Source organism: Bradyrhizobium sp. HKCCYLS3013, assembly GCF_051167615.1.
Taxonomy (GTDB): Bacteria; Pseudomonadota; Alphaproteobacteria; order Rhizobiales; family Xanthobacteraceae; genus Bradyrhizobium.
Genome location: NZ_JBNPTK010000005.1, coordinates 391,126 through 413,614 on the forward strand (window position 1 = coordinate 391,126; position 22,489 = coordinate 413,614).

General features: G+C 65.8%; 23 protein-coding genes. 13 read left to right on the plus strand and 10 right to left on the minus strand.

What is annotated here, in order from left to right; translation table 11 throughout:
* The first annotated feature begins 280 nt into the window (after positions 1-280).
* Together ACQR1F_RS12725 and ACQR1F_RS12730 are read left to right on the plus strand one after the other, a co-directional pair.
* On the plus strand, positions 281-1,768 hold the full coding sequence (locus ACQR1F_RS12725; RefSeq protein ID WP_316239253.1) for a flavin-containing monooxygenase: 1,488 nt from the start codon (positions 281-283) through the stop codon (positions 1,766-1,768).
* Positions 1,769-1,926: 158 nt separating this feature from the next.
* Positions 1,927-2,721: an extracellular solute-binding protein gene (locus ACQR1F_RS12730; RefSeq protein ID WP_315805787.1), complete on the plus strand. Its 795-nt coding sequence runs from the start codon at positions 1,927-1,929 to the stop codon at positions 2,719-2,721.
* Between the two features lie 78 nt (positions 2,722-2,799).
* On the opposite strand, the gene ACQR1F_RS12735 is transcribed toward ACQR1F_RS12730, so the two are convergent.
* From ACQR1F_RS12735 to ACQR1F_RS12750, 4 genes are all read right to left on the minus strand, one after another.
* Positions 2,800-3,597 (minus strand): transporter substrate-binding domain-containing protein, encoded by a 798-nt coding sequence (locus ACQR1F_RS12735; protein ID WP_316177785.1) that lies wholly within the window; start codon positions 3,595-3,597, stop codon positions 2,800-2,802.
* A gap of 165 nt (positions 3,598-3,762) precedes the next feature.
* Positions 3,763-3,996, minus strand: a complete 234-nt coding sequence (locus ACQR1F_RS12740; protein ID WP_315805809.1) for a hypothetical protein — start codon at positions 3,994-3,996, stop codon at positions 3,763-3,765.
* Positions 3,997-4,160: 164 nt separating this feature from the next.
* Complete coding sequence (locus ACQR1F_RS12745) at positions 4,161-5,066, minus strand: hypothetical protein (protein ID WP_434913138.1); 906 nt, start codon at positions 5,064-5,066, stop codon at positions 4,161-4,163.
* Between the two features lie 161 nt (positions 5,067-5,227).
* Entirely contained in the window at positions 5,228-6,421 is a 1,194-nt protein-coding gene (locus ACQR1F_RS12750) for an MFS transporter (protein WP_434882004.1), read from the minus strand.
* Between the two features lie 62 nt (positions 6,422-6,483).
* Between ACQR1F_RS12750 and ACQR1F_RS12755 the strand changes: the two genes are divergently transcribed.
* Together ACQR1F_RS12755 and ACQR1F_RS12760 are read left to right on the plus strand one after the other, a co-directional pair.
* Positions 6,484-7,290 carry an AraC family transcriptional regulator gene (locus ACQR1F_RS12755; protein WP_434913139.1) on the plus strand — a complete coding sequence of 269 codons (807 nt, stop codon included), beginning with the start codon at positions 6,484-6,486 and terminating at the stop codon, positions 7,288-7,290.
* A gap of 126 nt (positions 7,291-7,416) precedes the next feature.
* The gene (locus ACQR1F_RS12760; protein WP_434839224.1) at positions 7,417-8,766 is read left to right on the plus strand and encodes a malonyl-CoA decarboxylase; all 1,350 of its coding nucleotides are present in this window, start codon (positions 7,417-7,419) and stop codon (positions 8,764-8,766) included.
* Positions 8,767-9,663: 897 nt separating this feature from the next.
* On the opposite strand, the gene ACQR1F_RS12765 is transcribed toward ACQR1F_RS12760, so the two are convergent.
* Positions 9,664-10,074, minus strand: a complete 411-nt coding sequence (locus tag ACQR1F_RS12765; RefSeq protein ID WP_316177778.1) for an SRPBCC family protein — start codon at positions 10,072-10,074, stop codon at positions 9,664-9,666.
* Between the two features lie 424 nt (positions 10,075-10,498).
* On the opposite strand from ACQR1F_RS12765, the gene ACQR1F_RS12770 reads away from it, so the two are divergent.
* Positions 10,499-11,131, plus strand: a complete 633-nt coding sequence (locus ACQR1F_RS12770; protein WP_316177776.1) for a hypothetical protein — start codon at positions 10,499-10,501, stop codon at positions 11,129-11,131.
* Between the two features lie 159 nt (positions 11,132-11,290).
* Here ACQR1F_RS12770 and ACQR1F_RS12775 read toward each other — a convergent pair whose 3' ends face one another.
* The 4 genes from ACQR1F_RS12775 to ACQR1F_RS12790 all read right to left on the minus strand — a co-directional run bounded on the left by ACQR1F_RS12775 (position 11,291) and on the right by ACQR1F_RS12790 (position 14,864).
* Positions 11,291-12,343, minus strand: a complete 1,053-nt coding sequence (locus tag ACQR1F_RS12775) for a hypothetical protein (RefSeq protein WP_434913140.1) — start codon at positions 12,341-12,343, stop codon at positions 11,291-11,293.
* Between the two features lie 402 nt (positions 12,344-12,745).
* Entirely contained in the window at positions 12,746-12,994 is a 249-nt protein-coding gene (locus ACQR1F_RS12780; RefSeq protein WP_006614234.1) for a DUF3297 family protein, read from the minus strand.
* Complete coding sequence (locus tag ACQR1F_RS12785; protein WP_434913141.1) at positions 12,991-13,467, minus strand: glutathione peroxidase; 477 nt, start codon at positions 13,465-13,467, stop codon at positions 12,991-12,993. The genes ACQR1F_RS12780 and ACQR1F_RS12785 overlap by 4 nt, the downstream gene beginning before the upstream one ends.
* A 2-nt stretch (positions 13,468-13,469) precedes the next feature.
* Positions 13,470-14,864, minus strand: coding sequence for an amidase family protein (locus tag ACQR1F_RS12790; protein WP_434913142.1), 1,395 nt, complete (start codon positions 14,862-14,864; stop codon positions 13,470-13,472).
* A gap of 328 nt (positions 14,865-15,192) precedes the next feature.
* On the opposite strand from ACQR1F_RS12790, the gene ACQR1F_RS12795 reads away from it, so the two are divergent.
* Together ACQR1F_RS12795 and ACQR1F_RS12800 are read left to right on the plus strand one after the other, a co-directional pair.
* Positions 15,193-16,296 (plus strand): lactonase family protein, encoded by a 1,104-nt coding sequence (locus ACQR1F_RS12795; RefSeq protein WP_434913143.1) that lies wholly within the window; start codon positions 15,193-15,195, stop codon positions 16,294-16,296.
* A 216-nt stretch (positions 16,297-16,512) separates the two neighbouring features.
* The gene (locus ACQR1F_RS12800; RefSeq protein WP_316217651.1) at positions 16,513-16,947 is read left to right on the plus strand and encodes a group III truncated hemoglobin; all 435 of its coding nucleotides are present in this window, start codon (positions 16,513-16,515) and stop codon (positions 16,945-16,947) included.
* Positions 16,948-17,001: 54 nt separating this feature from the next.
* On the opposite strand, the gene ACQR1F_RS12805 is transcribed toward ACQR1F_RS12800, so the two are convergent.
* Positions 17,002-17,259 carry a DUF6894 family protein gene (locus tag ACQR1F_RS12805; RefSeq protein ID WP_172111173.1) on the minus strand — a complete coding sequence of 86 codons (258 nt, stop codon included), beginning with the start codon at positions 17,257-17,259 and terminating at the stop codon, positions 17,002-17,004.
* Positions 17,260-17,564: 305 nt separating this feature from the next.
* Between ACQR1F_RS12805 and pqqA the strand changes: the two genes are divergently transcribed.
* From pqqA to pip, 6 genes are all read left to right on the plus strand, one after another.
* Positions 17,565-17,645: a pyrroloquinoline quinone precursor peptide PqqA gene (pqqA, locus tag ACQR1F_RS12810; protein ID WP_012029362.1), complete on the plus strand. Its 81-nt coding sequence runs from the start codon at positions 17,565-17,567 to the stop codon at positions 17,643-17,645.
* Positions 17,646-17,860: 215 nt separating this feature from the next.
* Positions 17,861-18,790, plus strand: coding sequence for a pyrroloquinoline quinone biosynthesis protein PqqB (gene pqqB, locus ACQR1F_RS12815; protein ID WP_434913144.1), 930 nt, complete (start codon positions 17,861-17,863; stop codon positions 18,788-18,790).
* A gap of 20 nt (positions 18,791-18,810) precedes the next feature.
* Positions 18,811-19,566: a pyrroloquinoline-quinone synthase PqqC gene (pqqC, locus tag ACQR1F_RS12820; protein WP_434882077.1), complete on the plus strand. Its 756-nt coding sequence runs from the start codon at positions 18,811-18,813 to the stop codon at positions 19,564-19,566.
* A 301-nt stretch (positions 19,567-19,867) separates the two neighbouring features.
* The gene (gene pqqD, locus ACQR1F_RS12825; protein WP_315805801.1) at positions 19,868-20,176 is read left to right on the plus strand and encodes a pyrroloquinoline quinone biosynthesis peptide chaperone PqqD; all 309 of its coding nucleotides are present in this window, start codon (positions 19,868-19,870) and stop codon (positions 20,174-20,176) included.
* Complete coding sequence (gene pqqE / locus ACQR1F_RS12830; protein ID WP_434891268.1) at positions 20,173-21,366, plus strand: pyrroloquinoline quinone biosynthesis protein PqqE; 1,194 nt, start codon at positions 20,173-20,175, stop codon at positions 21,364-21,366. Before pqqD ends, pqqE begins: the two co-directional genes overlap by 4 nt.
* Complete coding sequence (pip, locus tag ACQR1F_RS12835) at positions 21,359-22,348, plus strand: prolyl aminopeptidase (RefSeq protein ID WP_315805803.1); 990 nt, start codon at positions 21,359-21,361, stop codon at positions 22,346-22,348. Before pqqE ends, pip begins: the two co-directional genes overlap by 8 nt.
* Positions 22,349-22,489: the final 141 nt, after the last annotated feature.

The window sequence follows — 22,489 nt, forward strand, 5'->3', positions numbered from 1 at the left end:
GCGGGCCCCAGCGAGCGCCCCCCGATTGTTGCGGTACGAACGGCGCGCGATCATCGCTGTCGGCTCCGTGCGCCTGCAGCATGAGCAGCCGCTGCGCTCGGACGAGATGCGACCGGCGAGATCCTTCTCGCCCTGATTTCGATGCCGACCCATCCGTCGGCATCGCACGTCTCGGTCGCGCCGAGCGACCTTCGTCACCATCGAACTCTCGCGGGCTTCTGCAGCGCGGCGGGCGAATGCCGCCCGAACGCGGCTGCGCGCTCGACAACAAGGAGGTCCCATGATCAGCCGAAAGAATGTCTGTGTGATCGGCGCCGGCGTCTCCGGCCTGGCTGCAGCCAAAGCATTCACCGCCCGCGGGCACGACGTCACCATCGTCGAGCGGAGCGCCGATCTCGGTGGCGTCTGGGAGCCCGCGCGGTCCTATCCCGACGTGCAGACGCAGAGCCCCAAGGAGCTCTATCGCTACACCGACAAGGCGATGCCGGATCACTACCCCGAATGGCCGAAGGGGCCGCAGGTCTATGCGTATCTTGCCGACTACGCGAAATCCCACGACCTCGTCCGCCTGATGCGGTTGAACACGACCGTGCTTGCGATGCAGCGCCGCAGTGACGGCAAGCCTGGATGGAGCCTCGACCTCAAAACCGGAGACCGAACGAGCCGGGAGGATTTCGATTTCGTCGCCGTCTGCACCGGTCAGTTCAACGAGCCGCAGACGTTGTCGCTTGGCGGCGAAGATCAGTTCGCGGCCGCCGGCGGCTTGATCCTGCATTCCTCGAAATACAACAATGCCGCGCTCACGAAGGGGCGCGACGTGGTGGTCCTCGGCGGCTCGAAATCGGCAACCGACATCGCAGTCAACGCCGTACGCGCCGGCGCGCGCTCGGTCACGATCGTGCTTCGCGAAGCGGTGTGGCGCATTCCCTACTTCGTCGGCGGTCTGATCAACTTCAAGCGCATCCTCTATATCCGTGCCCAGGAGCAGATGTTTGCAAGCTGGGGCATCGGCCCGCTCGCGCGCGTTGCCCATCTGCTGGCCAAGCCGCTCGTCTGGGCCAATTGGCGCGGCCTGGAGAGCGTGCTCAAGACGCAGTTGAAGCTCGCCAAATGCAACATGGTGCCGAAGGGCAGGATCGAGGACGGCGTGAACTGCTCCGTCCCGATCGCCACGCCCGACTTCTTCCCGATGGTCGCAGACGGCCGGATCAAGGCGGTCTACGGCACCTTCGACCACTACGAGCCGAACACCATCGTGACCAGCGGCGGTGAACGGATTCCGGCCGACGTCGCGATCCTCGCCATCGGCTACAAGCTCGGAGTCCCATTCCTGTCGGATGCCGACCGCGCCAGACTGGTCGATCCGGACGGGCAGTACCGGCTCTATCGGCTGATCGCCAATCCCGATCTTCCCGACATGGGATTCGTCGGCTTCAATTCGAGCTTCTGCACCGTGCTCTGTGCGGACATGGCCGCCAACTGGCTGGTGCGCTACGCCGACAAACAGCTGGCGCATCAACCGAGCGAGCGCGAGATGCGCGACAACATCGAGATGATGCTGCATTTCAAGCGGATCGAGCGCCCTGCCGCGGGCGTGTATGGCGGACTTTGCGTCGCGCCCTATCACTTCAAGCATTTCGACGAACTGCTTGCCGACATCGGCGCTCGGCGCCGACGGCGCAATCCATTGGCGGAGATGTTCACGCCGCCCGATGCGGACGCGTATAACGACTTTCTCGCATCCGCGCCGGCCTATCAGGCCGGCTGAGGTGGCGGCGAACAGTCTCGCCGCGCTGCAGACACAGTGACGCCGCGAGCGAGACGCATTGCGGAGGGATGGCCGGCCCCGCGGGGCGCTGGCCTTCCCGGCACAGTCGGGCTATCCAAAGCGCCCCCGGCCTCCAGCCGTTCGTCTCGGAGCCTGCCATGATCCTCTCGACCCATCTCCGCACCATCGGTCTCGCCGCTTCGGCCGCGTTCCTCCTGACCACCGCGGCCCAAGCCGCAGAAGTTCACGTCATGATCTCCGGCGGCATGACCGCTGCATTCAAATCCCTGGTGCCGGAGTTCGAGCGGCGCTCGGGTCACAAGGTCGCGATTGCGTACGGCCCGTCGATGGGAACAACCACGAATGCGATTCCGGTTCGCCTCGAGCGTGGCGAACCTGCCGATGTCCTCATCATGGTGGGCTACGCGCTCAGCGATCTCACCACCAAGGGCAAGGTGACGCCGGATAGCCGTGCGGACCTCGCCAACTCGCCGATCGGCGTCGCCGTCAAGTCGGGGACGCCGCATCCCGATATTTCGAACGCGGAAGCCGTGAAACGCATGCTGATCGCCGCCAAGACCATCGCCTATTCGGACAGCGCCAGCGGCGTCTATGTCTCCACCGAGATGTTCGACAGGCTTGGCATCAAGGACGAGATGAAAGGCAAGGCGCGGATGATTCCGGCCACTCCCGTCGGCGAGATCGTGGCCCAGGGCGAAGCGGAGATCGGCTTTCAGCAGATCAGCGAGCTCAAGCCGGTGAAGGGCATCGACATCGTCGGGCCGCTGCCGGCCGGACTGCAGAAGATCACCGTGTTCTCCGCCGGCATCGCCACGGCCGCCAAGGAGCCGGAGGCCGGCAAGGCGCTCATCAAGTTCCTGCAATCACCGGATGCGCGTCACGTCATCGCGGAAAGCGGCCTCGATCCGATCGTGAGGCGGGCGCCGAACTGATACCGAAGGAGGCAGGCTGAGACGATGGCTCTCCCCCGCCCGTGGCGTGGGAGAGTCCGGCAGGCAGCGTCGGTGCGCTTACTGGGTGAGCAGCGTCGACTCGCTCAGATTGTTGGCGCCGTAGGCCTTCTTGAGCAGACCGTTCGCCTTGGACTCCGTCATGAACTTGGTGACGAAGGCCAAGGACTGCGGATGCTTCAGCGGCACCGCGACCGCCGTGTCCGTCTTCTTGAAGGTCTCGGCGAGCACCTTGGTGCCGGGAATCTGCTTGGCGATGAGATTCAGTTGATCGCGGGCCAAGGCCAGCGCGTCGATCTCGCCGGCACTCAGCAGCGCATAGACTTCCTCATAGGATTTGAAGCCGGTGACGGTCGCCTTCTTCAGGAAGGCCTTGGCACCGCGCATCACGGTCGTATCGTTGATGGCCGCAACCTCGGTGCCGGCCTGGTCCAGCGCCGCGATGTTGGCGACGTCGAGACCGGCGCGGACGATGAAGGTGGTCTCGACCGAATCGTAGACCGGACCGAACGAGACCTTGGTTTCGCGCTCCGCGTCCTTCGGCATGAAGGCCACATCCCAGATGCCCCGCGCAGCATCTTCGGTGATCGCATTGGAATTCGGATGCTCGACGAATTCGACGGGCACACCGACCTGCGCGGCCATGGCCTTGCCCAGTTCGACCGGAACGCCTGAATAGCCGCTGTCCGACTTGACGCACCAGAACGCCCCGCCGGCGGCGCCGACGGCGATGGCGACGCGAAGCTTGCCGGTCGGCGCGATTTCTTCCTTCAAGCCGGCTGCGCCGGCGGCGTTGCCGGCAAACGTGACTACCGCAGCTGCCAGGGCTGCGTCACGCAGCCAGCGCCAAAACGCCATGGCCCTCTCCCATCGAATTGCAAGTTGGATACGAGCCGCACCTTGCCGGGAGCACCGTTAAATACAGCTTACCTCGCTTGCGCAAAGCAGCATGCGACGCGCAAAACTTGCGCGTCGCAATTACGGTTTCAAATAACTCGATACCGAAAACCAATTAAGCGTCGCTTAAACGCAGCGCCGAACCGCGACGCCATTGACGATCACCGTGCGGCACGCCGCAGCCGCCACCGGCGGCTTGCGAACCACCACGGCGCCCGCCGCACCGGCGCAGCCGGCTCGCACGACGCCGCGTGCGCAGACCACGGCGTTGGCATCCGACATCGACACGAACGGCATTACCGCCAGGATGAACAATCCGCACAGCGTGGAAATAATGGCACGTGAAAGAATGGCGCTCATCTTCAAACTCCTGATCATGATCTGATTGGTCAAATATCCACCCTGTTGCGACCTTGCCTGGGACGTCCCCACCCGACAATTGGGACAATTTGGGTGGATTCGCTCTCCTGTGCATCCCCGCATGCGCTGCGGTGGTAACCGTGAACGGCGACAGCCGCCCTGCATCAGCGATTGGCCGCAAACTGCGCGAGCATGCCCTTGCAGCCAGGTGTCAGCGCACCGGCATTGGCCGCGAGGCACTGCGCGATCCGGCCGCCGCCCGGCTCGATGCCGCTGCACAACGCCCGCGCGTCCGCGCCGCAGGCGGCCCTCACGATGCGCAACTCCTCGAGCGGCCGCAGCGGTCGCAACACCAGCGCGGGCGCCGCCGGTGCAGCGGCGGTTGTCGCCGCGGGCCGGGCAACAGCCGCGGTCGCCGTCGATGCCCCGCTCGGCGTGACGCCGCCGCTCGAAGACGCCATCGCCTGAGCGCAGGGGCCGGACACTCTCACCTTGTTCTGCTCCAGGCACTGCAGTGCCGCCGCGCCGCCCGGCGGCACGCTGCTGCAGACCTTGCGGTAATCAGCGCCGCAGGCAGTTCGGATCGCGGCCACCTGGGCCTCGCTCGGCTTGCCCGCAGGCGCCGCCGCAGCCGGCTTGGCCGCAGCCGTGGCCAACTGGGCAGGCGCGGCCGGGACGGACGCGGCCGGCTGCGCCGCAGCCTTTGGAGGTTCGGCGGAAGGCTTGCTCGCCTCGGCGGCGACCGGCGCGCTCGCGGCCGGCGGCGCCGAAGCCGGCTTGGCCTCCACGACAGGCTTGGCGTCTGCCGGAGGCCTTGCCTCTGCCGCGGGCTCGAGCGCCTTGACCGCCGTCTGGCAAGCTGAGGACAGGCCCGCGATGTTCTTCTGCAGGCATTGGAACGCCGCCGTACCGCCGGGCGGCACGCTGGTGCATTTCGACATGTAGTCCGACCGGCATGCCGACTTGATCGCGTTGCGCTGCGCATCGCTCTGCGCCAGCGCCTGCGTTGCTGCGAGGCCGGCCGCTGCGGCCATCCCGAGCACCAGCAGTCTCTTGAAGCAATTGATCATCGGCGGATCCTCAATGGTGTCGTGCTTCAATCTCTTGTCGCCACCGCAGTCACCCGCAGGGTGGCCAATCGGGTCTCGTCAGTATCAGCACGCGCATATCGGCCCAGGCTGCGCCGGCGGCGCAGGCCTGGCAATTGGGAAAATTTGGGTGGATCGCATATTCACTCCGCCGGCGCCTCCCGCAGCGCCGGCTGCGCCGCCGGAAGCTCCGGCGGCAGGATCAGCGCGGCGAGGACCGCGACCAGGCAGAGCGCGGCGAAGGCCTGCAGCATGGTGACGAAGCCGCCGCGCTCATATAGCCAGGCAACCAGGCCGACGGAGGCGCCGGCCGCGGTGAAGCCGATGAAATAGCGCACCGCATAGGCGCGCGAGCGCCACTCCTCGGCGGTGTACTTGCCGACCATGGCGTCGTTCACCGTAACCTGCCCGAACGCGCCCATGACGATGCCGATCGAGGCCACGATCAGCGCCCAGTCGCGCGCATCGGCGGCGAGATACAGCAGCGGCGCCAGCACCAGCGAGAGCGGCAGCGCGATCGTCTTCAGCGCGTGGCGGTCGAGCAGCCGCCCGATCGTATACTGCGTCATGGCGCCGAACACGTAGACGCCGGCCGCGATCACACCGAGCAGCGCCGGGCTCTGCGTCAGCCCCGCCAGCCGCTCCGCGAACAGCTTTGGCAGCGCCACGGTGATCGCGTTGAACGTCGTCGAGATCGCGATCACCACCAGCAGCAGCGCCAGCACCACGCGCCACATCTGATCACGCGCGACCCGGGCCTGCGCCGCCGCCTGCTTCGATCCGCGGCGGTCCTCATGCGCGACCGCCAGCGCGAACACCACGCCGATGCCGACCGTGATCACGCCGGGCACGATGAAGGCGAAGCGCCAGCCGAGATATTGCCCGACCACGCCGGTCACCAGCGCCGACGAGGCGACGCCGAGATTGCCGAACACGCCGTTCAGCCCCATGTCGCGGCCGAGCCGGTCGGCATAGGACACCAGCATCGCGGTTCCCACCGGATGATAGATCGAGGCGAACAGGCCGATCGCGAGCAGCGCCGCGCCGAGCTGCCACGGCGTCTGCACCAGGCCGACCGAGATCATCGACAGCCCGATGCCGATGTAGAAGATCAGCATCATGTGCCGCCGGCTCCAGCGGTCGCCGAGCCAGCCGGTCAGCAGCGAGCCGGCGCCGAAGGCGATGAAGCCGGGCGTCGCATAGGGCAGCAGGTCCGCATAGGCCATGCCGAGCGCGGGACCCATGATGATCACCGCGGCTGCGAAGATCAGCATCGCATAATGGTCGATGAAATGGGCCGCGTTGACGAAGCCGATGACGCGGCGGGGGCTGTTCATGGGAGCTGTCCTCGATTCCTGACGGATCGGTTATAGTCGACGCGACCAACGAGAAGCCGCCAATGACCATCGTGGACACGCCATTGAAGCCGCTCGGCGCCGACCGGGTGACGACCGAGCCCGGCGTCCATCTGATCGCGCGCCTCTATCACAAGGGCGCCCGGCTCGATCCGCACATGCACCGCGAATCCCAGTTGATCTACGCCTCGCGCGGCACCATGCAGGTGACGACGCCGCGCGGACGCTGGCTGGTGCCGCCGGACCGCGCCGTCTGGGTTCCGGCGCGTCACGGCCATGCCATCGACATGCTGGCCGACAGCCAGATGCGCACGCTGTATTTCGAGCAGGACTGGCTCAAGCGGGAATCGCGCGGCGTTCCGCTCGACCGCGAGTTCGTGGTGCAGGTCTCGCCGCTGCTGCACCAGGCGATCCTGGCGCTGTTCGCCGCCGACGGCGACCGTGCGCGCACCGCGCTGCTGGTGCGGCTCGCGCTGCTCGAATTGCGCCGCGCCGAGGATTCCTCGACCTTCATCCCCCTGCCGCAGGATCCGCGCGCACGCCGCGCCGCCCAGCTCGTCCTCGCCTCTCCCGCGAGTGAGGAGGATCTGGCGACCCTGGCGGGCAAGGTCGGCAGCTCGGCCCGCACTCTGTCGCGGCTGTTCGCGGCGGAGACGCGGCTGAGCTTCAAGGCGTGGTGCCAGCGCGCCCGGATCGCCGCCGCGATCGAGCGGCTGTCCACCGACCGTCAGCTCTCCATCAAGCAGCTCGCCGCCGATCTCGGCTATGCCAGCGTGCCGGCGTTTTCGCATGCCTTCAGGCAGGTCACCGGCCGCACTCCGACCGAATTCGCGGAGCAGACAGGTGCATGACACGCCGGCCGCATATGCACGCCGCGACGGCGGCGTTGACGATTTGTTATGTTTGAATGTCGCCAGCTTTGCCATAAATCCATGTAACATCGCCCTCATCACGCTCCGGGATTCGACCGACATCAGATGGCCAATGCCTTTTTCACCGACCTGATCACCACAATTTCCGAGCGAGGCCGGACGCTGCTGCGCGGCGGCGGCGCCCCTACCGACAAGCATGATGCGAAAAGCCTGGCCGAGCTTTGCGAGGCGCTGGTGTCCGGCGCCGGCGAGGCCTCGGGCACGGCGATGGCCCGCGACGTGCTCGACGGCTATCACGATCTCGACCCCGAGGGCCGCAAGGCGTTCTTCACCGCGCTGGTGCATGATTTCGGGCCCGACAAGGCCAGGCTCGCCAAGGCGATCGATGATTGGCGCGCGGCACCGTCGGACGAAGGCGCGAGCGCGCTGCATTTCGCCTCCGAGCCGCGCCGGCAGGAATTGATCCGCCGGCTCAACCGCGCGCCGGGCGGCACGCCCGAGTTGGTCGCGATGCGCACCGATCTCCTGGATCTCATCAAGGGCAATCCGGAACTCGCCGCACTCGATCGCGACGTCGTGCATCTCTTGAGCTCATGGTTCAACAGGGGGTTTCTCGTGCTGCGTAAGATCGACTGGTCGACGCCGGCGAACATTCTGGAGCAGATCATCCGCTACGAGGCGGTGCACGAGATCCACGACTGGGACGATCTGCGCCGCCGCATCGATCCGGTCGATCGCCGCTGCTACGCCTTCTTCCATCCGGCGATGCCCGACGCGCCCTTGATCTTCGTCGAGATCGCGCTGACCGAGACCATCCCCGGCGCCATCGCGCCGCTGCTCGCGGTCGACCGTCCGCCGGTGCCCGCCGACCGCGCCCGTACCGCCGTGTTCTATTCGATCTCCAACACCCAGCGTGGCCTCGGCGGCATCTCGTTCGGCAACTTCCTGATCAAGCAGGTGGTCGAGGAGCTCCGCCGCGAGCTGCCGAAGCTCGACACCTTCGTCACGCTGTCGCCGGTGCCCGGCTTCATGAACTGGCTGAAGTCGACCCCCGATGCGACCGAAGAGGATCGCAACGTGCTCAAGCTGCTGAACGAGCCGCGCTGGGTCGAGGATGCCGAGATGACCGCCGAGCTGCGCCCGGTGATCGAGCCGCTCGCCGCGCACTACTTCCTCAAAGCGCGCACGTCGAAGGGCAAGGTGATCGATCCCGTCGCCCGCTTCCACCTCGGCAATGGCGCCAGACTCGAGCGCATCAACTGGCTCGGCGACCTCTCCTCCAAGGGCCAGCGCGAATCCGCGACCGTGATGGTGAACTACCTGTACCGCCTCGAGGACATCGAGAAGAACCACGAGGCCTACGCCAATGACGGCGAGGTCGTCGCCTCCAGCGCGGTGAAGAAGCTGCTGCGCGGCGAAGGCCGGCGGCTGCTGGACATGCGGCTGTCGTCGTAGGGATTGCACGGACGCGTTCGATCGCGTCCGCTGTTGGCGTCTTGAAGCCCATTGGCTCGAGGCACGCCGCCCACTCCAAACTCCGTCATTGCGAGGCGCCCTTGCGCCGAAGCAATCCAGAGTCTCGCGCGTCGCCCTGGATTGCTTCCGCCTACGCCCGCCGGGCTTCGGCGGACACGTCGCTGCGCTCGCAATGACGCGTGGTGAGATGGCGTGCTCACGCCTCAAACACCGCTGTCGTCCCGGCGAACGCCGGGACCCATAACCACCGGCAGCCGTTTGAGGCAGGCTCGTCATGCTCGCGCCCAACATCCGCCGCGGCGTATGGGTCCCGGCGTTCGCCGGGACGACGCTGTGGGAAAACCGCTTTCACATCTCAAACAGCTTGGGGACGTGCGCCAACATCCTCGCGGCGCATGGCGCCCAAGTTGCTGCGAAGCATGTCCCTCCGATCAAAACAGAGGGCGCAGGGAAGACCGGGTGCTGGCCGCAACCCATGGCCCCCGTGCGTGAAATAGTGCACGGGGCAGGAACCACAGGTACGACCGGTGCATTCCGGCCTTCCCTGCGCGATGGTTTTCACGGTGTCCTTCGTGCTCTCCCTGGGGATCGGGCTTTCTTGCCCCCATCGCCCGCGCGTGCCGTCAAGCAACAACGCAGACTTGACCTCAGCGTCGAGAGGCCAGGACCACACGACTTCTCCGTCCGCAAGGACGCCGGTCGTCTGCCGACATCCTCACAGCCACCGCATCCCTGCCCCGACGTTCGTGACGACGCGTACGCCCCTCTGCGATGAGGCAGGATATCAGCAATATTGCTGATTTTCGGAATTTGTCAAGGGAGAAGATTCAGGCCGTTCACGACGCCCCCCATCGGGACGCAGTGCGCCCGGCACGCTCAGGACGCCTTCGCCTCCACGTGCCGTTTGAAATTGTCGAGAATGGCCTGCCAGCCTTGCTGTTGCATCTCGACCGGGTGCGTCGTTTCAGGATCGAAGACAACGCGAACGAGAACGCCGTTCGGACCGGTCTCGAAATGGACGTCCGCTTTCCGGTCGCCGAAGGCGTAGGCGATCAGCTTGTGCTCGACGATCTTCGTGTAGGTCCCGGCGAAGTCGAAGCCCATGCTGCCGTCCTTGGCCTCCATGCGAGAGGAGAAATCTCCGCCCTCCCGCAGATCGATCGTGGCCTTGGTCGTATGCCAGTCGTCCGAGGCAGCGTTCCACTTCACGATATCGGCCGGCGTCGTATAGGCGCGCCAGACCTGATCGATCGGGGCTGCGACGGTGGTTTCGACGGTGATCCGCATGACCATTGCTCCTTGGTTCGATTTGACGGCTCGCTGCAGACGTGCAGGAGTTTGTGCTCGAAGGACGATACAGACTGGCAGATGCCGACAGACCGTAGAACAAATCTTGCCTCCAGGGATGCCGCAGGCTTGCGATGGGAAAAGCGATACGAGCGTCATTCGTTGCCGCCACCGCGCTGATTGGCGGCGCGCTTGGAGCGGTCGGTCTCGGCTACACGGCCTTGGCAGCCGGCTTCTTTGCTCTCAGTTTCGCGCCTAGGGGCATTCACAGCGACTGGAGCATGCTGGCGCTGTTGGGTGTCGTGGTTGGCATAGGTCTGGGCGGCCTCCTTGGAATTTGGGCGGGCGTGACAGCGGCAAAATTCTTGCTCCGGGAGAAGCAGACACCGGAACTCCGAGGACATTCCGACACCGAGAGATATTCATGAGCACCTCAGCGGAGATTTCGAAACGCATATCCGAATTGCTCTCGGAAGATGGCTTTCGGCAGCCTTCCCGCGGGATCTATGTGAAGCCATGGACCAACGCGTGGCGAGGATGGATCGGTGTGGACTCCGGACGTTACAGCCTGGGCCCGGTTGTCGGCGTGTTCAACGACGAGTTCCTGAAGGCCAGCAGCGAAGCGCTGAAGATGTCGGGTGCTCCATGGCGATACGGCAAGAATGGACCGCCACTGATCATGATCAACTTGCAGCAACTTGCCGAACAGGACGCTGACAATCGGGCTAGGATTTCTTGGACTTATCGCGGCAAAGCGTTGGAGCCAACCGTTGCGGACGACATCGTTCACTGCATCCGGACCTGCGGGTACCCATACATTCAGGCGCACACCAACATAGAGTCCTTGTGGCGCGAAGCCGTGGCTGAACGAAGGGCATCACCTGCCTTCGTGATGTATGTGCCGATCTTCCTCATCAAGCTCGGCCAGCTCGATACCCTTCGTCAATACGTCGCTGCCAACCGGGAGCGCCCTGTCAGCGCCGATCTCTCTGTCAGCTACCCGCAATATGTCGATGCGATGCTGAAAATCCATGGCATCGCACCGCTCGGATCGTAGCGTCGCGCCCAGGCGCCAACCGCTCGGGGCTCATGGTTCGAGACGCGCCGCGAGCGGCGCTCCTCACCATGAGGAACGAAGCCGTCTCAGCGGATACGGACCTCGTCCTGAGGAGCGCGCCGAAGGCGGGCGTCGCAAAGAAGGGCCGTAGCGCAGGCTTTAGGCCGCGGCTTGCTGCGGCCGCAGCCGCAGCACCGCTGCCGGCAGATTGGCCGTGAGCCACGCCGCAATCACCTTCTGCTTCCTGTGATACGCCAGCCCCACTGCCACCACCGCAACCCCGATCAGCGACAGCGCGAACGGGAACAGCAGCGAGTTCTTGAAGACGACGTCGGCGAGATGGCCGAGATACATCGTGATGCCGATGGCGCCGAACACGGCGTAGACGCGGCAGACGATGATGACCGCGACGGCGAGCAGGCCGACATTCATCAGGCAGTAGACCGCCTTGCCGAGCTCGGTCGCGCCTTCGGTGGCGCTGATGCCGCCCCAGAAGGCCATCAGGCCGAACAGGTGCAGCCAGAAGCCGAAGTCGCGGCTGTGACTGTTGTAGTCGACGATCCAGGCGACGCTGAGAATGCCGAGGCCGAACCAGATCGAGACGATGCGGCGCATCTCCCAGTCGATGTGGCTGACGTTGAAGATCCAGGGCGTGAGGTCCATCGACATGAACCACAGCGCGACCGAGATGATCGCGACGATGAAGGGCACGCGATAGAAGCGTAGCGCGATCGCGCCGGCCGCGAGGGTGGCGAGCTCCATGAACAGCCAGCTGCCCTTGATCCAGACGTAGAAGTCCTGAACCGTGCCGGGCTTGCCGAACCGGCTCCACCAGCCGAACTCCTCCTGCACGCCGTAGACGGCGAGCGGCGCCATCGACACGGCGATAGCGATCAGCAGGCCGCCGGGAACGCGCAGGTCGCGGCGCCACAGGTGGTCACCGGCAAAGCCGAAGGCTGCGGCGTAGGCGAGCGCGCAGGCGGTCAGGGCGCGGCCGCCCATCTGCGAGAACGCCACCGTCGAGAACAGGCCCATGGCGCCGATCACGATCAGCGCGCCGGCGTACCAGAGCAGATGCGCGGCATCGAACTTGGCGCGGGGGGCTGCCGTTGCGACGCGCTGGTGCAGGAAGGCGAGCAGGCGCTGCAGCTCGTCGGGACCGATCGCGCCGGCAGTTTCGGCGGCACGGAGGTCGTGGTCGGAATAGGACATGGTCGTCACCTCATGGGCGCGCCGGACATGCCCGTGGCGTTCGCGCGAACGCTATTGCGTTGCGCGTCGCGATACGCGGATGCCGGTGCGAACAGGGGGTAGTCTAACGGAACTTGAGCGACGTTCAAGAAAATTCTGAGCGTCGCTCATGTTTTTGAGTGAAGGGTTGCTGTTTGGCGCCGGGCGCCGTGCCCTCGTTGGCTCACGCTCTCTCCACTCGTCATGGCCGGGCTTGTCCCGGCCATCCACGTCCGAGCCCAGAAGGCCGACGTGGATGCCCGGGACGAGCCCGGGCATGACGATGGGGTTGGCAGGGTGCCCCATCCTGAGGGCGGACGATCGTTGAGGGGCCGATGCCTCAGACTTGAGGACGGGCGCAAGAGGCGGCGCTCGACCCCATCCTCAATCCTTGAAATACGGCTCCACCGGGCCGTGCACCTTGATGGTCAGCGGGTTGCCGTGGCGGTCCTTGGCGGTGCCGGCGGCGACGCGGATCCAGCCTTCGCTGATGCAGTATTCCTCGACATTGGTCTTCTCGGCGCCCTTGAAGCGGATGCCGACGTCGCGCGACAGGATCTCCGCGTTGTAATAGGGGCTCTTCGGATCGACCGAGAGACGGTCGGGAAAGGTGAAGGTCTCGTTGTCGCTCACAGCAGTGCCTCGATCTCTTTCTTCAACGCCTCGGGCGTGGTGGTCGGCGCATGGCGCGACACCACGTGGCCGGTGCGATCGACCAGGAATTTGGTGAAATTCCATTTGATCGCCGAGCCCAACAGGCCGGTCTTCTCGCCCTTCAGGAACCTGTACAGCGGGTGCGCGTCGGCGCCGTTGACGTCGATCTTCGCAAACAGCGGGAAGGTGACGTCGTACTTGCCGGCGCAGAACGCGCCGATCTCCTCGGCCGTGCCGGGCTCCTGGGCGCCGAACTGGTTACAGGGAAAACCGAGCACGGCAAAGCCCCTGTCCGCATAGGCGCGGTGCAGCGCCTCCAGGCCGCGATATTGCGGCGTGAAGCCGCAGGCGCTGGCGGTGTTGACGATCAGGAGCACTTGGCCCTCGAAGCGCTGCAGCGGCACCTCCTCGCCGGACAGCGAGGTCGCGGTGAAATCATAGATGCTCGCCATCGTCAGGCCGTGACCGGATCGATCGGCGACGGCGGCGTGCCGCCGGCCTCGATGGCCTCGCCCGCGGCGAGGCAGATGTCCTCGCGAAAGCGCTGGCCGACGAGTTGCACGCCGACGGGGACGCGGCCGACCATGCCGGTCGAGACCACAAGGCCGGGCAGGCCGAAGAAGGGAATCGCGATCTGCGTGAGCTGGGCGTGCCAGACCTGCTGGAACGACTCCTCGTCCTTGCGGTCGAGCTGGTCGGCGAACGGCAGCATGCCCGACACCGGCAGCAGCAGCAGCGGATGCTGCTCCATGAACAGGAGCCACTGCCGGGTCAGCGCGGCGCGGCGCGCCAAGGTCGCCGAGAGGTCGAACGGATGAACCTTGTCACTGACGCCGCGCAGGCAGGCCAGCGCGCCGGGATCGCCTTCCTTCTCGGCTGCGGCGAGTTGCGCCTCGTAGCCGTCGCCGAGCCAGAGCCGGGTCTGCAACAGCGCGGCCTCCTGCATCGGAGGCGTGTCCGCGATCTCCTCGACGGTCCAGCCGGCGGCCTCGAGCCGCCTTGCGGCATCGCGCAGCGCGGCGACCACCTCGGGCACCGGGTTGAGACCGTCGGGATTGACGCAGAGCGTAACGCGCTTCGGCAGCGCCGGGCCCTCGAGCGGCACCGGCATCCACCAGACGTCGCGGACGTCGCGCGCCGACATCGCCGCCAGCGCGATCCTGACATCGTTGACCGTGCGGGCGAGCGGGCCGGAAACGGCGCTGATCTGCGGACCGATCGGGCGCTCCGGCAGGCAGGTGTTGAAGGCGGGGATGCGGCCGACCGTCGGGCGCAGGCCGTGGATGCCGCAGGCGTAGGCGGGATAGCGCACCGAGCCGGCGATATCGGTGCCGTGGCCGATATGGCCGATGCCGGCGGCGGTCGCCGCGCCGGCGCCGCCGGAGGAGCCGCCCGGGGTGATGCCGGGGTCGCGGGGATTCCTGGTGTGGCCATGGATGAGGTTGCTGGTGAACCAGCGATACGACACCGCAGGCGTGTTGGTGCGGCCGAGCAGCACGGCGCCGGCCTTGACGAAGTTGTTGACGACCGGATTGTGGGCCGAGGCGATCGCGTCCTTCTGCAGATTGAGGCCGTTGGTGGTGGCGAAGCCTGTCTGGTCGACATTGACCTTGATCGTCACTGGCACGCCGGCGAGCGGCCCGGGGTCCTCGCCGTTCGCCAGCCGGGCGTCGATGGCGTCGGCCTGTTTCAGAACCTCGTCTGGACGGTGATCGATCACGGCGTTGATCGCGGGGTTCACCGCATCGAGCCGCGCCAGCGCGGATGTCGCGGCCTCGCGGGCGGAGACCTGTTTCGACTTGATGAGGGCGGCAAGATCGGCAGCCGGCAGGCGCCAGAGATCGGTCATGGGGAGCTCCGTGGTGGTCTCGCGTTCTTAGCGCGGCGGGTAGCACTGAGAAAGCGGTCTGGGCGCGGCCCAACGAAATGGTCCCTCAGCAAAGCGCATGGGTGTGTCGGCCCTGCTCTCTCCTCCTCGTCATGGCCGGGCTTGACGGAGAAACAAATCAGCCGCGCAGCCTTTGGGCTCGAGGTGCCCTCTTCAATCACGGGCCGCGCGCTGGATCGGCCTCCGCGATCAATACCCAACCTGCATCGATCGATCCGGAAACAGGCTTAGCCAAGCTTCGCAATCGACTTTAAGAGCTGAAGCAACAACATCACCAGGGGGAAACCACATGATCAGACCGGGCACCATCATGGCCGCAACCTTCGTTCTCGCCGCTGCAGCAACGCTGGCGCCGCGCGCCGGCCAGGCCGAGACCTACGCCTATGTCGGCAACGCCGACAGCAACGACATCAGCGTGTTCAAGTTCGACGCCGCCTCGGGCGAGATGACCCCGGTGCAGACGGCGGCCTTCGTGGGCGTGGAGAAGCCGGGCTCGTCGACCCCGCTCGCGGTCAGCCCGGACAAGCGGGTGCTGATCGCCGGCGTCCGCTCGCAGCCATTCGTCGCCGAGAGCTTCGCCATCGACGCCAAGACCGGGCGGCTCAGCCACATCGGCAACGGGCCGCTCGCCGACAGCATGGCCAACATCGCCTTCGACCGCACCGGCAAGGTGCTGTTCAGCGCCTCCTATGGCGGCAACAAGGTGGCGGTGAACCCGGTGCAGGCGAACGGCGTCGTCGCCGCACCTGGCCAGGTGATCCCGACCGGGCTGAACGCGCATGCCTTCCTGCCCTCGCCCGACAACCGCTTCGTGTTCGCGACCAATCTCGGCTCCGACCAGGTGCTCGGCTTCGCCTTCGACGCCGCCACCGGCACGCTGACGGCCAAGGAGGCGCTGACGGTGAAGACGCCGGAGAAGTCCGGGCCGCGGCACTTCATCTTCCACCCGAACGGCAAGTTCATCTACCTTCTGCACGAGCTCAACGCCGATCTCGCGGTCTACGCCTATGATGCCGAGAAAGGCACCTGGAGCGAGCAGCAGCGCACGACCGCCCTGCCCTCGGGCTTCACCGGCAAGCCCTGGGCGGCGGATCTTCATGCGACGCCCGATGGCAAGTTCCTCTACGCCTCGGAGCGCGGCTCGAACACGATTGCCGGCTTCAAGGTCGATGCGGCCAGCGGGCACCTGAGCCCGATCGGCAGCGTGCCGACCGAAACCCAGCCGCGCGGCTTTGCCATCGATCCCACCGGGCGCTACCTCGCCGCTGTCGGCGAAGTGTCGAATGGGATGACGGTGTATCGGATCGACCCGGCCAGCGGCGTGCTGGAGAAGACGAAGTCGTACGCGGTCGGCAAGAAGCCGAACTGGGTGGAGTTCGTCAGCCTGCCGTGACCGGCGGGCTGCAACACCGCTGTTGCGGCCATCCTTCAAGACGCCCGCCTCCGGCGGGCTCCTCAGGATGAGGGGCTGAGGGTGCGGCAGGAATTCTTCCGCGTTGTGATGCCTCCCCTCATGGTGAGGAGGCCGCCGGGGGCGGGCGTCTCGAACCATGAGGCCCGGATGGCTCCGGCGTTTCCATCGGCGCTGCGAGTGCCTATATCCAACGCCATGACCATGCCTGCCGCCCAGCCCGACCGCCATCCCCTCGCCGTTCAACATCCGGAACTCGACGACGCCTCGATCCGCCTGCTGGTCGAGACCTTCTACGGCCGCGCACGGGAGGACGAGCTGATCGGCCCGATCTTCAACCGTACGGTGGAGGATTGGGACGAACATATCGGCAGGATCAGTGATTTCTGGTCGTCGATGTTCCTGAAGACGGGCCGCTACAGCGGCGCGCCGATGCGGCCGCATCTGCTGCTGGAGTTGCAAGGCGGGCATTTCGACCGCTGGCTGCGGCTGTTCGAGACGACGGCGAAGGACCTGTTCGCGCCCGAGCTCGCGGAGCTCTTCATCGTCCGCGCCCGCCGCATCGCCGACAGTTTCGAGATGGGCATCGCCAGCACGCGCGGCGACATCGCGCGCCCGCGCCATTCGGTCTGACCTCGGCCGCAAGCAAGCCGGCGTTCGGGAAGCGGCGATGCGGCCGTCCTGCGCTCAATGGCGCGTCATCGACTGCGCCGGCATGTTGAAGATCGCTTCGGAGAACGGGAACTCGAGCACGATCTCGCCGTCCTCGTCGGTGACCTCGATGACGGCCGTCATCAGCGCCGCGTTGCCACCTTCGGTGCGCAGCAGTTCCTTGATCATGTCGCGCGCGACTTCCCAGGCGCGGTCGGGATTGCGCAGCACCTCGCCGTCGGTGTCGGAGACCAGTTCCTCGCCGATCCGTGTGTTGAAGAAATATCTAGGCATCATCAGCTTCCAATGGGGTCGCGCGCTGGGGTTTTGAAGTCTCGAACATCTCACGACTGCTTTATCCGGCCAGCTCAGCCCCTCAAGCTAGGGGCTGAATTGTACGGCGTTGCGAAGCCATCGATCACGAATTCGTTGTTTTCACGGCTCAATCCGACGAAAACGGCAGCAACTCGCATCTGCAACTTCGCACTGCAATAAACAGGCCTGAGAGGCTCAAACAAAAAGATTCCACTGGCGAACTTTTCGTAGCACGGTAGTTTATTGCTGAGGACGATAACCGTCCCGTCTTGAAGGAGAGGACAATGGCCTGGAAAGCACCGAAGATCGTTGAAGTGCCGGTCGGCATGGAAATCAACATGTACGCCTGCGCGGCCCGCAAATAATTCGCGGGTGTGACGTCCAGGTCTCGGCGATCAGGACGTCGACGCTTGAGGGTGGGGATCAGCGACCGCGTATGTGCCAGCCCGTGCGCTGGTCGGATGTCCCACCCTCGTCACCTTCCCTGCGGGCGATCCTGACCGTCGGTCAGCCTGTCCGTCGGTGATCCTGCCGCTGGTAATCGCGTGCGCCACCACAGCTGAATTCCAGGAGACGGCTCATGCTTCGCCTCGTCGTCCTGGGCGCCGCCGCGGGCGGTGGAGTGCCGCAGTGGAATTGCGGCTGCGCCGTGTGTCGTGCCGCGCGCACCTCACATGCCGAGATCAGCAACAGTCAGGCCTCGGTTGCGGTCAGCGCAGATGGCGCCAACTGGTTCCTGATCAACGCCTCGCCCGATCTGCGTCAGCAGGTCACCCGCACGCCGCAGCTGCATCCGAAGCCAGGCGCCCTGCGCCACAGTCCGATCGCCGGCGTGATCCTGACCAATGGCGAGATCGATGCGGTGACCGGCCTCTTGTCGATGCGCGAGAGCTCGCCATTTTCGATCCATGCGCACCCCAAGGTGCTTGCGATCCTCCGCTCGAACAACATCTTCGATGTGCTGAAGGACGAGACCGTCAAGCGCGTGCCGATCGTGATCGACGTGCCGTTCCGGCCGCTGCTGCAGGACGGCAGGCCCTCGGGCCTGGAGATCACGGCCTTCGCCGTCTCGGGAACGAGCGCGTGGTATCTGCGCGACAAGCAGCATCCCGGCGGCAGCTCCTCGACCGGCGACACGCTGGGCCTGAAGATCGCCGATCTCGAAGGCGGGCAATATTGCTACGTCATCGCCGCCTGCGCCGGCGTGGACGATGATCTGAGAACGAGATTGAGGGGCGCGCCCTTGGTGCTGTTCGACGGCACGGTGTGGCGCGACGACGAGATGATCCAGGCCGGACTCGGCAACAAGACCGGGCAGAGCATGGGACATATCGCGATGTCCGGAGAAAGCGGTGCGATCAAGCAGCTGGCGGACCTCGCGATCGGCAGGAAGGTCTTCCTGCACATCAACAACTCCAATCCGGCGTGGCTGCACGCCTCACCCGAGCGGCAAACGTTGGAACGCGAGGGATGGGAAATCCCCGCTGAAGGGATGGAGATCGTACTGTGAGTGAGGTCAATCTGAGCGGAATGACGGCGCTGTCGATCGGCAGCGGCGTGACGCTGAACAGTGCAGGCGAATTGGAAGCGGCGCTGCGCCATATCGGCGCGACGCGCTATCACAACCACCACCCGTTTCATAAGCTGCTGCACGGCGGCAAGCTCAACAAGGGCCAAGTGCAGGCCTGGGCGCTGAACCGCTACTACTACCAGTCGACGATCCCGCTGAAGGATGCGATGGTGATGACGCGCTTCCGCGACCGCGCCACGCGGCTGGAATGGCGGCACCGCATCGAGGATCATGACGGCGATGTCGGCAGCGAGGGCGGCATCGAGCGCTGGATCAAGCTGACCGAAGGCCTCGGCCTCGACACGGCCTATGTCGAATCCACCGAAGGCATCCTGCCGGCCACGCGCTTCGCGGTGGAGGCCTATGTGCACTTCTGCCGCGACCGCTCGCCGCTGGAGGCGATCGCCTCGTCGCTGACCGAATTGTTCGCGCCGAGCATCCATGAAGAGCGCATCTCGGGCATGCTCGAGCACTACGATTTCGTCAACAACGACACCATGAGCTACTTCAAGCGGCGTCTCACCCAGGCGCCGCGCGATGCCAATTTCGCGCTGCATTACGTCAAGGAGCACGCCACCACGCCGGAGCAGCGCGCCGCGGTCTGCAACGCGCTGATCTTCAAGACCAACGTGCTGTGGGTGCAGCTCGACGCGCTGTATCATGCGTATGTCGAGGGGCACATTCCGCCGGGTGCGTTCGTGCCGAAGGAGGGGTGAGTGGTTGCATCGGAGCAACGCCGCCTGGTCCGGGGGGCCTCATGGTTCGAGACGCGCCGCAAGCGGCGCTCCTCACCATGAGGGGCAAGCGGCGGAGCGGCCGCTGCATACGGGACCATGAACACGCTGTTAGCGTGTTCATGGAGAGGGTTCAGGATATCGCCGCAAGTTCCGCCCTCGTCCTGAGGAGCCCGCCGCAGGCGGGCGTCTCGAAGGACGCTGGCAGGCGCGGCGGCGGCTCCGAACTCCAAATCTGCGCGATCTCGCCGTTTGATCACAGCTGCTGCTAGAGAACCCCACCATGGCCCCGCGTCACATCCAAGTCACCGAGACCAGCCGCGTGGTGCTGCCGCGGCATACGAAGTTGAAGTTCGACGAGACGCGCCAGGTCTGGGTGATCCTCGCCCCCGAGCGGGTGCTGGCGCCGGATGAGATCGCGGTCGAGGTGCTCAAGCTGTGCGACGGTACGCGCAGCGTCGCCGGGATCATCGACGAGCTGGCGGCGAAATACGCCGCGCCGCGTGACGTGATCGCGATCGACGTCGTCGCCATGCTGCAGGATCTCGCCGACAAGGGATTCCTGACCGAGGTTCGGGAGACGACATCATGACCGAGCTGACCGACACCTCACCGCCCATCGACAGCAATGACGGCCTCGCCGTGCTGGAGCGGCGCGGCTCCGTGGCCGAAACCTACGGCATTCCGCTCGCCGTGCTGGCCGAGCTCACGCATCGCTGTCCGCTGCAATGCCCCTATTGCTCCAACCCGCTGGAGCTCGACCGCGCAGGCCAGGAATTGACCACGGGGGAGTGGAAGAAGGTGCTGTCCGAGCTCGCCGAGATCGGCGTGCTGCAGATCCACTTCTCCGGCGGCGAGCCGACCGCGCGCAAGGACCTGGTCGAGCTGGTGCAGCATGCCAACGACGTCGGACTCTACACCAACCTGATCACCTCGGCCGTGCTGCTGACGCGCGAGCGGCTGAAGGAGCTGGCCGATGCCGGGCTGTCCCATGTCCAGATCAGCTTCCAGGGCAATGAGCCTGATGTCGCCGACCGCGTCGGCGGCTACAAGGGTGGCCACGCCAAGAAGCTCGAGGTGGCGCGCTGGACCCGTGAGCTCGACATGCCGCTGACGGTGAACGCCGTGATGCACCGGCAGAACCTGCATCAGCTGCCCGACATCATCCAGATGGCGGTCGATCTCGATGCCGACCGGCTCGAGGTCGCCAACGTGCAATATTACGGCTGGGCGCTGAAGAACCGCGCCAGCCTGATGCCGACCTACGCCCAGTTGGAGGAGACCGACCGCCTGGTCGAGGAGGCGCGCGAGCGGCTGAAGGGCACGCTGACCATCGACTACGTCGTCCCGGACTACTACGCGCTGCGGCCGAAGAAGTGCATGGGCGGCTGGGGCCGGCAGTTCTTCAACATCTCGCCGTCGGGCAAGATCCTGCCGTGCCACGCCGCCGAGAGCATCACCGGGCTCGACTTCATGTCGGTGCGCTCGAACCATTCGATCGCCTGGATCTGGCAGAACTCGGAGGCCTTCAACCGCTATCGCGGCACCGGCTGGATGAAGGAGCCGTGCAAATCCTGCGAGTTCCGCGAGATCGATTTCGGCGGCTGCCGCTGCCAGGCCTTTGCGCTGACCGGCGACGCCGCCAACACCGATCCGGCCTGCACTCTGTCGCCGCTGCACGAGAGCATCTTCAAGCAGGCCGAGCGCGATGCCGCCTCCGGCCAGGACCGCTTCCTGTATCGCAACTTCGCCGGCGGCACGCCTGAGAGCAATGATGCCTGACGCCGAAGCCGGCCGCGCCTCCGCGCGCCGCAGCGATCCGTTCGCGCCGCTGACGTCGGAATGGCTCGACGTCTCCGGCGGCCATCAGATCTATGTCGAGAGCGCCGGGCGAGTCGGCGGCCTACCCGCCGTCTACCTGCACGGTGGGCCCGGCTCCGGCTGCCAGCCGGATCACCGCCGGCTGTTCGATCCCGAGCGCTTCCACGCCGTGCTGTTCGACCAGCGCGGCGCCGGCCGCTCGCGTCCCGCGCGCAGCCGCGACAACAACACTCTGCACGATTTGATCGCCGACATGGAGGCGATCCGCACGAAATTCGGCTTTGAGAAATGGATCGTCGCCGGCGGCTCCTGGGGCGCGACCTTGGCGCTGGCCTACGCCCAGGCGCATCCCGCGCGCGTGAGCGGCCTGGTGCTGCGCGCGACCTTTCTCGGCACCCGCGCGGAGGTGGAGACGGCGTTCGGCGAGACGCTGGCGCGCTTTCACCCTGCCCTGCATCGCGACTTCCTGGAGATGCTACCGGAGAACGAGCGCGCCAACCCCTGCGAGGCCTATTTCCGCCGCATCCTCGATCCCGATCCGGCGATCCACGGTCCGGCCGCGCGCGCCTGGCACGACACCGAGCGGGCGCTGTCCGAGATCAAACCGGCGCGCGCCCATCTGGATCGGCTCGCCATCCGCTCCGGCAGCGCGCTGCCGGCGACGCCGTTCATGGAGGCGCATTACTTCTCTCAGGACAGCTTCATGGCGAAAGACCAGTTGCTGCGTGATGCGAGCAGGCTCAGCGGGATTCCCGGAATCATCGTGCAGGGCCGCTACGACCTGCTCTGTCCGCCCTCCACCTCGGCAAGGCTCGCGGACATCTGGCGCGACGCCGAAATCCGTGTCGTCGAAGCCGCAGGTCACAATCTTTATGACCCCGGCATCCGCGATGCGGTCATGAAAGCCATCTGCGATCTGGCGACGCGCACGACAGCGCCTTAAACACATCACTCATTCCCCTCATGCTGAGGAGGCGCGCCAGCGCCGTGTCGAAGCATGAGGCCCGCGACGCTTCGGGCCTCATGCTTCGAGACGGCCGCCTTTGGCGGCCTCCTCAGCATGAGGATCAGCCACACGCACCAG

Bases quoted from the DNA above. Each gene is read 5' to 3' on its own strand.
- pqqA (WP_012029362.1), top strand. From the start codon at position 17,565: ATGGCCTGGAAAGCACCGAAGATCGTTGAAGTGCCGGTCGGCATGGAA.
- ACQR1F_RS12775 (WP_434913140.1), bottom strand. From the start codon at position 12,343: ATGTCCTATTCCGACCACGACCTCCGTGCCGCCGAAACTGCCGGCGCG.
- ACQR1F_RS12755 (WP_434913139.1), top strand. From the start codon at position 6,484: ATGACCATCGTGGACACGCCATTGAAGCCGCTCGGCGCCGACCGGGTG.
- ACQR1F_RS12770 (WP_316177776.1), top strand. From the start codon at position 10,499: ATGAGCACCTCAGCGGAGATTTCGAAACGCATATCCGAATTGCTCTCG.
- pqqC (WP_434882077.1), top strand. From the start codon at position 18,811: ATGACGGCGCTGTCGATCGGCAGCGGCGTGACGCTGAACAGTGCAGGC.
- pqqD (WP_315805801.1), top strand. From the start codon at position 19,868: ATGGCCCCGCGTCACATCCAAGTCACCGAGACCAGCCGCGTGGTGCTG.
- ACQR1F_RS12795 (WP_434913143.1), top strand. From the start codon at position 15,193: ATGATCAGACCGGGCACCATCATGGCCGCAACCTTCGTTCTCGCCGCT.
- ACQR1F_RS12735 (WP_316177785.1), bottom strand. From the start codon at position 3,597: ATGGCGTTTTGGCGCTGGCTGCGTGACGCAGCCCTGGCAGCTGCGGTA.
- pqqB (WP_434913144.1), top strand. From the start codon at position 17,861: ATGCTTCGCCTCGTCGTCCTGGGCGCCGCCGCGGGCGGTGGAGTGCCG.
- ACQR1F_RS12790 (WP_434913142.1), bottom strand. From the start codon at position 14,864: ATGACCGATCTCTGGCGCCTGCCGGCTGCCGATCTTGCCGCCCTCATC.
- ACQR1F_RS12740 (WP_315805809.1), bottom strand. From the start codon at position 3,996: ATGAGCGCCATTCTTTCACGTGCCATTATTTCCACGCTGTGCGGATTG.
- ACQR1F_RS12745 (WP_434913138.1), bottom strand. From the start codon at position 5,066: ATGATCAATTGCTTCAAGAGACTGCTGGTGCTCGGGATGGCCGCAGCG.
- ACQR1F_RS12725 (WP_316239253.1), top strand. From the start codon at position 281: ATGATCAGCCGAAAGAATGTCTGTGTGATCGGCGCCGGCGTCTCCGGC.
- ACQR1F_RS12785 (WP_434913141.1), bottom strand. From the start codon at position 13,467: ATGGCGAGCATCTATGATTTCACCGCGACCTCGCTGTCCGGCGAGGAG.
- ACQR1F_RS12750 (WP_434882004.1), bottom strand. From the start codon at position 6,421: ATGAACAGCCCCCGCCGCGTCATCGGCTTCGTCAACGCGGCCCATTTC.
- ACQR1F_RS12730 (WP_315805787.1), top strand. From the start codon at position 1,927: ATGATCCTCTCGACCCATCTCCGCACCATCGGTCTCGCCGCTTCGGCC.
- pip (WP_315805803.1), top strand. From the start codon at position 21,359: ATGCCTGACGCCGAAGCCGGCCGCGCCTCCGCGCGCCGCAGCGATCCG.
- ACQR1F_RS12800 (WP_316217651.1), top strand. From the start codon at position 16,513: ATGACCATGCCTGCCGCCCAGCCCGACCGCCATCCCCTCGCCGTTCAA.
- ACQR1F_RS12805 (WP_172111173.1), bottom strand. From the start codon at position 17,259: ATGCCTAGATATTTCTTCAACACACGGATCGGCGAGGAACTGGTCTCC.
- pqqE (WP_434891268.1), top strand. From the start codon at position 20,173: ATGACCGAGCTGACCGACACCTCACCGCCCATCGACAGCAATGACGGC.
- ACQR1F_RS12765 (WP_316177778.1), bottom strand. From the start codon at position 10,074: ATGCGGATCACCGTCGAAACCACCGTCGCAGCCCCGATCGATCAGGTC.
- ACQR1F_RS12760 (WP_434839224.1), top strand. From the start codon at position 7,417: ATGGCCAATGCCTTTTTCACCGACCTGATCACCACAATTTCCGAGCGA.